The sequence below is a fragment of the Terrabacter terrae genome, from assembly GCF_039529575.1.
Classification (GTDB): Bacteria; Actinomycetota; Actinomycetes; order Actinomycetales; family Dermatophilaceae; genus Terrabacter; species Terrabacter terrae.
Genome location: NZ_BAAANB010000001.1, coordinates 313,463 through 325,783, shown reverse-complemented (window position 1 = coordinate 325,783; position 12,321 = coordinate 313,463). Strand labels below are relative to the sequence as shown.

12 protein-coding genes are annotated in these 12,321 nt (G+C 64.9%); all 12 read left to right on the top strand.

Features of this window, described 5'->3' with window-relative positions; genetic code table 11:
• Positions 1-63: 63 nt before the first annotated feature.
• Positions 64-1,140, top strand: a complete 1,077-nt coding sequence (locus tag ABD194_RS01540) for a glycosyltransferase (protein WP_343986457.1) — start codon at positions 64-66, stop codon at positions 1,138-1,140.
• Positions 1,137-2,240: a glycosyltransferase family 2 protein gene (locus tag ABD194_RS01535; protein ID WP_343986454.1), complete on the top strand. Its 1,104-nt coding sequence runs from the start codon at positions 1,137-1,139 to the stop codon at positions 2,238-2,240. The genes ABD194_RS01540 and ABD194_RS01535 overlap by 4 nt, the downstream gene beginning before the upstream one ends.
• Positions 2,237-3,208 (top strand): glycosyltransferase, encoded by a 972-nt coding sequence (locus ABD194_RS01530; RefSeq protein ID WP_343986451.1) that lies wholly within the window; start codon positions 2,237-2,239, stop codon positions 3,206-3,208. Before ABD194_RS01535 ends, ABD194_RS01530 begins: the two co-directional genes overlap by 4 nt.
• A 181-nt stretch (positions 3,209-3,389) precedes the next feature.
• The gene (locus tag ABD194_RS01525) at positions 3,390-4,739 is read left to right on the top strand and encodes an oligosaccharide flippase family protein (RefSeq protein ID WP_343986449.1); all 1,350 of its coding nucleotides are present in this window, start codon (positions 3,390-3,392) and stop codon (positions 4,737-4,739) included.
• Positions 4,663-5,868, top strand: a complete 1,206-nt coding sequence (locus ABD194_RS01520) for a DegT/DnrJ/EryC1/StrS family aminotransferase (RefSeq protein ID WP_343986447.1) — start codon at positions 4,663-4,665, stop codon at positions 5,866-5,868. Before ABD194_RS01525 ends, ABD194_RS01520 begins: the two co-directional genes overlap by 77 nt.
• Before the next feature lie 101 nt (positions 5,869-5,969).
• Positions 5,970-6,707, top strand: coding sequence for a glycosyltransferase family 2 protein (locus ABD194_RS01515; RefSeq protein ID WP_343986443.1), 738 nt, complete (start codon positions 5,970-5,972; stop codon positions 6,705-6,707).
• 39 nt (positions 6,708-6,746) lie between these two features.
• Positions 6,747-7,445: a class I SAM-dependent methyltransferase gene (locus tag ABD194_RS01510; RefSeq protein ID WP_343988164.1), complete on the top strand. Its 699-nt coding sequence runs from the start codon at positions 6,747-6,749 to the stop codon at positions 7,443-7,445.
• 546 nt (positions 7,446-7,991) lie between these two features.
• Positions 7,992-9,356, top strand: a complete 1,365-nt coding sequence (gene nhaA, locus ABD194_RS01505) for a Na+/H+ antiporter NhaA (protein WP_343988159.1) — start codon at positions 7,992-7,994, stop codon at positions 9,354-9,356.
• A 104-nt stretch (positions 9,357-9,460) separates the two neighbouring features.
• A complete protein-coding gene (locus ABD194_RS01500) occupies positions 9,461-9,985 on the top strand; it encodes a phage holin family protein (protein WP_343986440.1) in 525 nt (174 codons plus the stop codon).
• 23 nt (positions 9,986-10,008) lie between these two features.
• Complete coding sequence (locus tag ABD194_RS01495) at positions 10,009-10,920, top strand: alpha/beta fold hydrolase (protein ID WP_343986437.1); 912 nt, start codon at positions 10,009-10,011, stop codon at positions 10,918-10,920.
• 1 nt (position 10,921) lies between these two features.
• The gene (locus ABD194_RS01490) at positions 10,922-11,749 is read left to right on the top strand and encodes a serine hydrolase (protein ID WP_343986434.1); all 828 of its coding nucleotides are present in this window, start codon (positions 10,922-10,924) and stop codon (positions 11,747-11,749) included.
• Between the two features lie 182 nt (positions 11,750-11,931).
• Positions 11,932-12,321: glycosyltransferase family 87 protein (locus ABD194_RS01485; RefSeq protein WP_343986431.1), on the top strand; the 390-nt coding region annotated here is incomplete at its 3' end.

Sequence of the window (12,321 nt, the reverse complement as noted above, 5' to 3'; positions counted from 1 at the left end):
AGGACGCAGCGCGGACCTCCCACTTATGCTGACGGCGTTCAACGGTTGATGGGGGACGCAGACGTGATCGACGCGAGCCTGGACGGGTTGCGGATAGCAGCCATAGTGCCCTGCCGAAACGAGGAGGCGGCAGTCGGCCGTGTCGTTCGCGACCTCAAGAACGCTGTCCCCGACGTGGACGTCTTCGTCTACGACAACTGCAGCACAGACCGCACTCGTGAAGTGGCCGAGGCGGCAGGCGCTGAGGTGCGCGTAGAAAACTGGCCTGGCAAGGGCAACGTCATCCGCCGCGCGCTCGCCGACATCGATGCCGACGTCTACGTCATGATTGACGGCGACGGCACCTATGACGCCGAAGCTTTACCCGACATGCTGCAGGCCCTGGTCGAGGGGCCACTCGACCATGTGACTGGTGTACGTGTCGCGCACGCCCCGGGCGTCTACCGGTCGGGGCACGAGCTCGGAAATCTGGTGTTTAACCGGATCGTCTCAAGGATTTTCGGTCGGCCTGTTACCGACATGCTGAGCGGTTACAGAGTGCTGTCGAGACGCTTCGTCAAGTCCTTTCCAGCTGTCTCACGCGCCTTTGAGATCGAGACCGAACTGACGGTCCACGCCATCAACAACCGTGTCCCGCAGGGCGAGGTGCCGGTTCGGTTCTGCGATCGCCCAGAGGGATCCGAGAGCAAACTGCGGACCTACCACGATGGTCTCCGGATTGCTCGGATGATCACCCGTCTCCTGCACCACGAGCGTCCGTTGGCTCTCTACTCGACCCTGGCGGGCCTCATGGTTTTGACGGCGCTCGGGATCGCAGCCCCGATAGTGCAGGAGTACTTGCGAACCGGACTCGTCGGGCGGTTCCCCACCGCATTCGGTGCCGCCTCGTTAGTGGTCGTCGCCTTCATTGTGATGGTGGTTGGGATCCTCCTGGACGGGCTGCGGAAGGTCCGGCAGGAGACGACCCGGATTGCCTATATGACCATTCCAGCTGTCCCTCGGAGGCCGCGGGGACCAGCTCTGAGCGCAGTGACGACGTTCAACGCCCTATCCAAGGACAACGCACCAAGCAACCGCATCGTCCGGACGGCTAATGGCAGCGCAGTACGGCCAGCGGGCTGGACGTCGGAGCGCGTATGACTGTCAGTGTGATCGTCGTCGGCTTCGGCGACGAGCCCCTCCTCAAGGACTGCCTTCAGTCCATCGTCGATCAAATCGGCGTGGGTGATGAGGTGGTGCTGGTCGACCACGGAATCACGGAGCTACCTGACGTCGGTGGGGTCTGCATCGTGACTCCCCCGGAGAACAGCGGTTTCGGCGGCGGCTGCGCGGTGGGAGTGGACGCGTCCCGTGGAGACGTGCTCGTATTCGTGAACTCGGACGCCACCCTTCGGCCCGGCGCGATATCTGCCCTTGAGGCAGCCGTAGGCGACTTGAACGTGGGCCTGGCCGGCGGATTGGTGCTGCTGCCCGGGGAGCCCGAGGTCGTGAACTCGGCCGGACTTCCAGTCCACCTGACCGGTCTGAGTTGGTGCGACGGCTATGGGGAGCCTGTGGCGCCTCGGCACTTGAGGTCGCGCCGACTAGCGTCCGTGGCGGGCGCGTTGTTCGCCTGTCGTCGGGAGACCTGGCAGTTACTAGGCGGCATGGACACCTCGTACTTCATGTACCACGAGGACACCGACCTAAGCCTGCGCTGCCATCTGGCTGGCCTCGACGTCATCCTGTGCCCCACGGCTGTGGCGGTTCACGCCTACGAGTTCTCCCGCAACGCCGACAAGATGTTCTATCTCGAGCGCAACCGGTTATTGACGGTCCTCGGGGACTATCCGAGTCACCTGCTTCTTAGAGCGTTACCCGTGATCCTCCTCTTTGAACCCCTATATCTTGCCGTGGCGGTCCGCCAGAAATGGGCCGCACAAAAGTTGCGCGCCTGGTGGTGGCTTGCTCGACGAGCCCGGCACGTCATTGACCGCCGCCGTAGGGTGCAGGCCAATGCTCTCAATCCCCATGCACTGGATCTTTTGCTCACTCCGAGCATCACTCAGAGCCAGCTTTCGCCTCCCGCGGGCGCAAGCGTTCTCAACCTCGCCGTCGCCGCGTATTGGCGACTCTTGCGGCCGCCCACGCACCCTGTCGCGGGCGAGGAATCGCAGCACGGCGTCTCGCGTCACCGCCTCAGCGGGCCAGAGTGCTCGCATGTGCGAAGCCTCTCTGCCAACGGAACCAGCGCCCGATGAGTGAGTCCCCGGGCGTGATCGTGCTTGCCGTCCATCGTCCAGAGCCGACCCTCTTGAGACGTCAGCTCGAATCCATCGCGAGTCAGTCGCTTGAACAGTGGATATGCATCGTAGGCATCGACGGAATAGATCACGACACTGCGTCGCTGATACACCAAATAATTGGCTGCGATCCGCGCTTCCAGGTGGTGGAGTTTGCAGACAACGTCGGCGTCTATAAGCAGTTCGAGCGGCTTCTTGGAATGGTGAATAAGGACTCTTCATGGATTGCCTTGTCCGATCAGGACGACTACTGGCACGAGATGAAGCTGGAGCGGCTCGTTTCCGCTTTGGATCGCTTCGACGTTACGGGGGCATCTTGCCAAGCGCGCGTGGTCACGGCTGCAGGCGTAGAACTCAGGCGCACGGCTAGACGCCACAAGCCGCTGATGTCGCTCCTAATTTTCAACGAGGTCACGGGGTCCTTGAGCATCTTCAAACCGGAGGTGCTGTCTCTGGCACTCCCGTTTCCTCCACAATCGAACGCCGCCATCCATGATCATTGGCTCGGCGTTTGCTCCACGGCCATGAAGGGGTTCTACATCACGGAAGATGTCTTGCAGGACTACGTTCAACATTCGGGCAACGTAATTGGCGAGCAACCCCCCTCACAAGCGATTAGGGCAGCTACCACCGATGTCCTCTTCCACCGCGCTACGCTCCAGAAGTTCACGACGGATCCGTGGACGTGGAGAGTGTCGATGGCGCGCACCCTCATGACGCGCTTTGCACCATCGGAATCAGCCGCGTTGAAAGTGATCGGTCAGGGTCGGCTGACTCCTACCCTGGGGCGCCTCCTGCTCAATGAGGCCAAGTCGCAAAGAATTCCCGCTCGCGTCGCTTTTGCAATGTCCCTCGGTGCTTTCAGGGGCTACCGCAAGCCGCGGCAGCCAACCTCGGGCAGCTATTGCGGCGAAAAAGTTGGATGATGCACTGCAAGGACCGACCAATGACGTTGCCTGACGCCGACTGCACCTCAATGTGGGGAGCCAACCGTCCCTTTCCAAGCAAATCCTCGAGCTGGCCAACGATCGCAGCGTCTAGGTCCGCGACATGAAGCCGACAGCCCTATCCTCCTTGGGCAGCGTGGGTGGGAGCACCCTGGTGGCCGTGGGACTGGGCGCTGTCCGTATGAAGCTTGTTGCGCTCTCCGTAGGGCCGTCCGGGGTGGGAACGGTCGGGGTTGCACTCGCCGCCTGTAGCACCGTCGCCACAATGCTGGGATTGGGCCTTGCCACGAGCGGGGTTTCAGCGGTCGCAGCGCTGCGCCCGGAAGGAGCGAGGTTTCGCCAACTGCTGGATGCACTAAGCGCAGCCGGGCGCACCCTCGCCGTCATTGGCGGGCTTGTAGCTTGTGCCGTTTGGCTCCTCGCAGGACCGCGCGACGGCGGCCGGGTCGCCTTCGCCCTGTCCTTGGGCCTAGCCGTAGCCAGCACGATCGGGCTAACGGGAGCGAGCGCTTCACTGAACGGGCAGCAGCGGTTTCGACGTATTGGCTCGGCCCAGATTGCCTCAGCCCTCGGCGCTACTGTTGCAGTCGCGGCACTGGCGGCCGCAGCGCCCTGGGCAACCCCGTTTGCCGCGCTCGCGCTTCCGGCGACCACACTGTTGTTGGCATTACAGTTAGCCTCCCGCCCCAAGCCGGGACCGGTCGCCCGCCAGTCTCCTCGCGAACGCTGGAACTTACTGAGACCGCTCGTGCGGACGGGCATCGCTGCCAGCTCGGGTGTCCTGATGATGACGGCTAGTCAAGCCCTTGCGTCTATCTGGATCTACCACGCGTTTGGGGACAGAGCCAATGGCTACTTCCAGGCGTGCTGGATGTTGACCAACCTGTATCCCACCTTCCTGTTGGCGGCCATGAGCGCTGACTTCTTTCCTCGTATTGCCGCACTGTCTGGCGACACTGCGAGGATGTCGGAGGCCATCAATTCACAAGTGCTCACGTGTCTACGCATCGGAATGCCTCTCGCATTCGGGCTCAGCGCCTTGGCCCCGGTCGCTCTCTCACTTGTTTACTCAAGCGAATTCTCGCCGGCCACCGACCTCTTACGCTGGTTCTTGATCGGTGAGGCGTTCAAATGTGTCGCATGGCCCCTTTCCTTCGTCCTTCTAGCACGGCATGCTCGACATGGCTACATGCTGAGCGAACTCAGTTGGAGCGTTTCCTTTTTGATGCTCACGGGCTTATTGACGCAGGTAAGCCTGTCCGGCGTCGGCATTGCGTACGCGAGCGCCAATGCCATCTTCTGCTTGCAACTCCTGGTTCGGACGGGGTATCAAATGCCGAGGCCTGCACTCATCGCCCTGACCTTGGGAGTCCTCGTGATGTGCGCCCAGGCCGTACCGCGAGTCGGGTCAGCGGACCCGAGATCACCTGTCAATGTGGCCCTTGCTGTTGCACTGCTCACGTGGAGCGGATACACCCTGTTCAAAGAAAGGCGTGCCAGTGACGTATGAACTGCCCACTTCAGGACAGCGGATCCGATTCCAGCGACCAGACCTGCCTAGTCTTAACGAAGTAGCGCCTCACTGGGAGGCCGCTCGCAGTGCGCACTGGTACTCCAACGGAGGTCCGGTGCTTGCCGCGTTTTCTTCCGCTATTGAGCGCTACCTGGGATCAGACCTTCACGCCGTCCCGGTGAACAACGCGACCTCTGGGCTTATGGTCGCGCTGCGCGCACTCTGCGGCACGGGTCGCGGGGCGACGGTTCTCATGCCCAGCTACACTTTTGCCGCAACAGCCACAGCGGCGGTCTGGGCAGGATTCACTCCGGCGTTTGTGGATGTCTCAGAAGATCACTGGCATGCCGATCCAGCGATGCTACAAGAGGCCGTTGAGCGCGAGACTCCTGCCGCGCTCCTACTTTGCTCTACCTACGGGGTCGCGCCACCCCGAGCTACAGTCCGCAGCTGGTCAGCCATAGCTGAGCACGCCAATATTCCGCTCATCGTGGACTCGGCTGCCGGTTTCGGGTCCCGAGATGAGTGCGGGAACCGGCTCGGCGGGCAGGCGGACGCCGAAGTTTTCTCCTTCCATGCGACCAAGCCCTTTGCGATCGGCGAAGGGGGACTAGTGACAACGCGCGACCCGGACATCGCGGTGGAGTTGCGTCGCGCGGCGAACTTTGGCTTCCACAATGACCGCATCGTCCGCAGCGGCGTGGGCATGAACGCGAAGATGGACGACTTGCACGCTGCTATCGGCCTAGCAGTACTTGATCGGTTCGATGAAGTTTTGAAGCGTCGCCAAGGCTATGGGTCTCGCCTGAGCGACGCGTTCTCAGCGGCTGGACTCTCGCCGCAGCCGGGGATGAGCGCCGGAGCCGTGCAGTTTCTACCTTTGCTGTGTAAGACGAAGGAGCAGCGTTCTCGGTTATTGGCGTCCGCGGACCGGAGGGCGATCGAGTTGCGCACCTACTTCTCTGACCCACTCCACTCGATGCCCGCGTTTTCGCGATACCGAAAGACCACGCCACTACCTGTGACGGAGTCACTCGCGGCTCGCATCGCTTGTCTACCTATATATTCGGACATGTCGGCTGGAGTTCTAGGTCGCATCGAACAGTTGTCCACGGACATCCAATGAAATTGACTCAACTATCGACGCGGCTCTCGAGCGATTCCAGCCTACCGCGAAAAGTCGCGTGGAAGGCGCGTGACATCTCCGTGAGATCCCGCCCTGCCGGCATGAGGGAACGCCTGCGCTCAAGTTTGGAGACGAGTCTCGACCGCCACGAGTTGGCGCGTGTACGGGCCGAACGCTCCTGGACAGCAGGGCAGCCTTTGGTATCGGTCCGAATCGCCACCTACTCCGCGGGCACGCGCATCCGGCGAGCTTTGGATTCGTGCCTCTCTCAAACGTACGGCAACCTCGAGGTCGTCATCGTTGGTGACTGCTGTGACGACCGCACCAGCGCGGTGATCCGAGAGTACGAGTCGGACGCACGAGTCCGCTTCGCCAATCTCGGGCGGCGCGGCCAGTACCCGCCCCCGGGAACCGAGATGTGGCAGGTGGCGGGAGCGACTCCTATGAACGTGGCCTCACTGCTGGCCAGGGGCGACTGGATTGCTCCGTGCGACGACGACGACGAGTTCACTGCGGACCATGTCGAGGTGCTGCTGTCTCACGCGCTTGAGAGTGGGGCGGAAATGATATGGAGCGATGCCGAGATGCAACAAGGTGACAGCTCCTGGACACGCACGCCTGGACCTCCGATGAGGCATGGGAGGATTAGCCACGGATCCGTACTTTTTCGCAGCGATCTCCGCTTCATGGCGCTAAATAGGCGCAGCTACCTTGTGAATGAACCAGCTGACTGGAACCTGTGGCAGCGGATGGCGCGGGCGGGGGTGCTGATCGAACACGTTCCACATGTCACCTACCGACACTTCTTCAATCACGGAAATGGGGCGCCGGTGCTGTGACTGCCCAGAAGATATTGGCCCGCACGGATCGGAGTTTTGGTGCTCAACTGGCTACTGCGCTATCAGCCCGCCCTGGCGCTGCTTGAGGAGTTTGAGGCCACTGAGGTGCTTGATGTCGGTGCTGGCTGGCACGGTCTGAGTCGCTGGTGGGACGGCCGCGTCGTCCAAACCGATCTTCTACTTGCTGAGCGCCCCCGCAAGAACAAACATCAAGGCACGCCCATTTATGTGCGGTCCTCGGCTGACTTGCTGCCCTTCGCTGATGACTCCTTCGATTTCACCGTCAGCCTCGACATGATGGAGCACCTGCCGCTCTCTATACGGTCGGCGTCGATTCGCGAACTCACCCGAGTCGCGCGACGAGGGGTCATTGTCGGATACCCAGTCGGTGAGGTAGCCGCGGAACTGGACTTGGCGATTGCTGCTTCTCAGTCCCGGCGAGGTCTTTCGCTTCCCTCATGGTTGGCGGAGCACCTAAGTCAGAGGGAGTATCCGGATCGCGAGGCGCTGGAGTGCGCGCTTCCGTCTGACTGGCGGATCACCCGTGAGATACCCAACGGCAACGTCCGCGTGCAGCGCGCCCTCGTGGAGGCCGAGTTGATACCCGGCTTCTCAACCCTTAGTGGGGTCCTCGAGAAGTTCATGAGGAGCACCAGGCACCTGGCGCGCTGGATCCACGCCGCACCGACGTATCGGACCATCTGGCTCTTGGAGCCTCGCCCCGTGCCTGTCGCGTGACACCGCGCAGTCGGCCACGCGCCAGTTCGAACTCGGGACAGTAGGCGCCGATCCATCGCGTTACTTCGCGTGCCGTCCCTTAAAAAAGAGGGCACCCGCCCGCCGCTGCCGACGCGGGTTCGGAGGACTCGCCCAAGCGTCCCCCTCGCTGCGGAGTTGTTGAAGCAGAGTCTTGGGCTCAGGGGGCGGCCAATCACGAGCACGAGGATCGCTGGTGTCCATGTAGTAATCGGTCCATCCGTAGTCGTCGCGGTAGCGCAGCTTGCCGTCGCTGACGTAGTACCAGCCTGCAGGCTTGTCGTTCATCGTTCCCCCACTGGATGCACTTGTGAGCGGGATTCCCCCTCCCGCAATCACCATGTTGAACCATCAAGCGGTGCGCCACCGGCGTTGCCGGATAAGTCCGATTCGGTGGACGCACAGGGGCATTCAGGACGTTCGGTAGACTGAGACCCGCTCCTCGCGGGCGATGCGAGTGACCATGGTGTGCCGGGAAGTCTGGTCGGCGTCCTGCGACCCGACCCCGAGAGGCCCCTCGTGAGCCACATCCCCTCCCCCACCGGCCCCGGCCACGCGTCCGGCAAGCCAGCGAAGAGTCGCCTGCTGGGCCGCGGTACCTGGCGCGAGGCCCGCTACGTCGCCGACCTGCTGCGCACCGAGACCGTAGGCGGCGCCATCCTCCTGGCGGCCGCGGTCGCCTCCCTGCTCTGGGCGAACTCGCCGTGGCGCGACGGTTACGCGGCCCTACGCGACACCGTCGTCGGTCCGCACGCCCTGCACCTGGACCTGTCCCTCGCCACGTGGGCGGCCGACGGCCTCCTGGCGATCTTCTTCCTCGTCGCAGGCATCGAGCTCAAGCGTGAGTTCGTGGCCGGCGACCTATCCGATCGCCGCAAGGCCGCGCTCCCCATCGCGGCGGCGGTCTGCGGCGTCGCCCTGCCCGCCATCCTCTACGTCGCCACGGCCACGCTGACGAGGGGAGACGAGAGCGCGGGCGCGCTTGGCGGCATACTGCGCGGCTGGGCGATCCCGACGGCCACGGACATCGCGTTCGCCCTCGCCGTGCTGGCCGTTATCGCCACGCACCTCCCGAGCGCGCTGCGCTCCTTTCTACTGACGCTCGCGGTGGTCGACGACCTCATCGCCATCACGATCATCGCTCTCTTCTACACGGACAGCGTCAACCTGCTGTGGCTCCTCGCCGCGGTCGTGCCCCTCGCCGCCTGGCGGCTGCTTCTGAAGCGCAAGATCACCAACCCAGTCCTGCTAGCGATCCCGGCCCTGCTGGCCTGGGGCTTCGTGCACGCGAGCGGCATCCACGCGACGGTGGCAGGTGTCCTCCTCGGCTTGCTCGTTCCGGTGAGCCGGGAGATCGAGGACGACCCGGACCGGCGCTCCCTCGCCGAACGGCTCGAGCACAAGCTGCGCCCCTTCTCGGCCGGCTTTGCCGTGCCGGTCTTCGCCTTTTTTGCGGCCGGAGTCACCGTCGTCGGCGGCGGCTTCGGCGCGGCCCTCTTGGACCCGGCGGCGATCGGCGTCGTCGTCGGCCTCGTCGTGGGCAAAGCCATCGGGGTGCTGGGCGGCACGTGGGCGGTGGCCCGCTTCACCCGAGCCGAGCTCGACGAGGACCTGGCGTGGACCGATGTCTTCGGGCTCTCCCTGCTCGCGGGCGTCGGCTTCACCGTCAGCCTGCTCGTCGGTGAGCTCGCCTTCGGCAACGGGTCCGAGCGGGACGACCACGTGAAGCTCGCGGTGCTGTGCGGCAGCGTCATCGCTGCGCTCCTCGCCACCGTCGTGCTGCGCCTGCGTAACCGGCACTACCGGCTCGTCGAGGCGCGCGAGACCGCCGACCTCGACCACGACGGCATCCCGGACGTCTACCAGATCGACGAGCGACTCGACCCGGCGTGAGTCCGGCCGCTCGCCTTCGGGTACGGGCTGCGCAGTAGGGTTGCACCTGCATGCGTGAGCAGGGCGCGACCGCAGCCCCCAACGAGCACTGAGGAAGTGAGCCGATGACCACGGATCCCCGGCAGGAGCGGACCCTCGGCCAGCTGGTCGCCTCCGCGACGCAGGATCTCTCGACGCTCGTCCGGAGCGAGATCGCCCTGGCCAAGGCGGAGCTCTCGGTGCAGTTCAAGAAGGCCGGCGTCGGCGGAGGCCTGCTCGCAGCAGCCGGCGTCGTCGCGTTCTACTCCGTCTACTTCATCTTCATCACCATCGCCGAGGGCATCCAAGCGCTCGGTCTGCCGCGCTGGCTCAGCTTCCTCATCGTCACCGTCTTCATGCTGCTCGTCGCGGGCGTGCTGGCCGCGCTCGGCATCCGGAAGATGAAGACGGTCAAGCCGTCGCCGGACAAGACGATTGCCGAGGCGCAGCAGACGGTCGCCGCCCTCAAGTCCGCCGCCGAGAACCCCGGCACCACGGTCCCGGCGCCGCGCCCCGAGTGGGACCGCCCGAACGGGCAGGCTCCTGCTGCCCCCGTCGTGCCGGCCGACACCACCGGTGCCACCGCCGTCACTTCGTCCCGCGACGCCTGACCCGAGGGCCTATCGTCACACCCATGTCCGTCGACGCTGCCTTCGTCAACATCGACGGACCTTGGGAGCACCGCTACGTCTCGGCCAACGGCGCCCGGTTCCACATCGCCGAGATGGGCGAGGGTCCGCTCGTCGTGATGCTCCACGGGTTCCCACAGTTCTGGTTCACGTGGCGCCACCAGATGGTCGCGCTGGCCGAGGCCGGCTACCGCGTCGCCGCCATGGACCTGCGCGGCTACGGCGGCTCCGACAAGCCGCCGCGCGGCTACGACACCTACATGGCCACCCTGGACACCGACAGCGTCATCCGCGCGCTCGGCGAGAAGGACGCCGTCGTCATGGGGCAGGGCCTCGGCGGCTGGATCGCGTGGAGCATGCCGACCCTGCGGCCGGAGGTGACGCGGGCCGTCGCCTCGTTGTCCATGCCGCACCCGCGGATCATGCGGCACGCCACGTGGACCAACGCCAGGCAGCGACGCGCCTCCTCCTGGGTCGTCGGCCTGCAAAAGCCGTTCGTCCCCGAGCGCGAGATGGCCCGCTCCCACGACTACGTCGCGGAGCTCTTGCAAGCATGGGCCTCCCCCGCCGGGTCGTTCCCCACCGCCGAGGACGTATGCCGTTACGGCGACGCCATGATGATCCCCTTCGTCGCGCACTCCGCCGCCGAGCACTACCGCTGGCTCGGTCGATCCTCTGTGCGCCCAGACGGGCCGATTTTCATGCGCCGGATGCGTCACGCCATCCGGGTGCCGGTGCTGCAACTGCAGGGCACCGACGACGGGTGCGTCCTGGCCGAGGCCACCCACGGCTCCGGCGCGTTCGTTCCAAGCGACTTCCGTCAGGTCAAAGTCCCCGGCGCCGGCCACTTCCTCACGGAGGAGGCCCCCGAGCAGGTCAACGCCGCCCTCATCTCGTGGCTAAACTCGCTTGCCTGACATGGAGTTCGAGCTTCCCGACGCCGGTGGAGTCACGTGGTCAGTATCCGTGCGTGACACCTCCGGTATGCCGTTGGGCGCGGTCGGCGAGGACGTGCCGCTGCGCACGGCCTCCGTCGGCAAGGTGCTGCTCCTCGTGGAGACGGCCCGGCTCATCGCGTCTGGCGACCTCTCCCCCGACGAGCCGCTGACCCGGTCGCTCGACCTATGGGTCGGCGACTCCGGCCTCTGGCACACCCTGTCGGTCGAGACGTTGCCCCTCGTCGACGTCGCGGCCCTCGTCGGTGCCGTGTCCGACAACCTCGCGACCAACGTCCTGCTCCGCCGGGTCGGGCTCGCCGAGGTCGCGGCGCGAGCCACGTCCCTCGGCCTGCGCGCAACCGCCCTGCACGACCAGGTCCGCGACGTGCGCGGCGCTGAGCACCCCGTCACCCTGTCGACGGGCACGGCCTCAGAGCTCAGCGCACTGATGAGCCGTCTGGCCGCGGGCACGGCAGCGGGTGGTCCGGCAGACCGGATGGTCCGACAGTGGCTCTCGGCCAACGTCGACCAGTCGATGGTCGGTGCGGCCCTCGTCGAGCAGGGTGGCCTCGACCCCATCGCCCACCACACGTCTCTTGGTCTACCGACCGGGTTCTGGAACAAGACCGGAACTGACGACGGCGTCCGGGCCGACGTCGGCGCCGTGACTTCCGATGCCCGGACCGTCACGTGGGCTGTCATCGCCAACTGGGACCCGACGCCCGGCACCACCCTCGACCATCTGACGGTTTGGGCCGTCCTCCGCGGCATGCGCCGCATAGGCGAGCAGGTGTTGGCCGAGCTCTAGAGGCAAAAGGGCGGATTGCCGAAAATGTCGCACTGGCTCGTCGACAATGGCGGGGGCGCGTGTCCCACGCGCCGTGCACGCCCTCGAACTCGGGAACAGCATTGATCAACTCCGCGCCACGCCGCGCAGTCACAGCTCCGGCCCTACTACTTGCCATCCTTGCGACGGCTGCGCTGGCCTGGATGCAGTGGCGGGGCGTCACACGAGGCATCTGGGCCGACAGCGACGTCTACGTCATGGGCGCCCGCACTTTGATGCGCGGGGGCGACCTCTACGGAGACGCCAGCGCGGCCGACCTACGCTTCACCTACTCACCGTTTGCCGCAGCAGTGTTCTTGCCGCTTGCGCTGTTGCCCGCCGCGGTGTCCAGGTGCGTTCTGACCAGCCTTTCGCTTGTTGCCCTGGCAATCACGATCCTCGTGGTGGGTCGCCGCCTGCGGGTGAGCCCTTGGGTCATGGCATGGCTGGCCGTGTGCGCGGCCGCCCTCGAGCCGGTCATCCGCAACCTGTTGCTCGGCCAGATCAACCTGGTCTTGATGGCGTTGATCGTCGTCGACCTGCTCGTTCTCCCA

Coding starts and splice junctions, on each gene's coding strand:
- ABD194_RS01535 (WP_343986454.1), top strand. CDS start 1,137: ATGACTGTCAGTGTGATCGTCGTCGGCTTCGGCGACGAGCCCCTCCTC.
- ABD194_RS01530 (WP_343986451.1), top strand. CDS start 2,237: ATGAGTGAGTCCCCGGGCGTGATCGTGCTTGCCGTCCATCGTCCAGAG.
- ABD194_RS01520 (WP_343986447.1), top strand. CDS start 4,663: ATGTGGCCCTTGCTGTTGCACTGCTCACGTGGAGCGGATACACCCTGT.
- ABD194_RS01515 (WP_343986443.1), top strand. CDS start 5,970: ATGAGGGAACGCCTGCGCTCAAGTTTGGAGACGAGTCTCGACCGCCAC.
- ABD194_RS01500 (WP_343986440.1), top strand. CDS start 9,461: ATGACCACGGATCCCCGGCAGGAGCGGACCCTCGGCCAGCTGGTCGCC.
- ABD194_RS01495 (WP_343986437.1), top strand. CDS start 10,009: ATGTCCGTCGACGCTGCCTTCGTCAACATCGACGGACCTTGGGAGCAC.
- ABD194_RS01490 (WP_343986434.1), top strand. CDS start 10,922: ATGGAGTTCGAGCTTCCCGACGCCGGTGGAGTCACGTGGTCAGTATCC.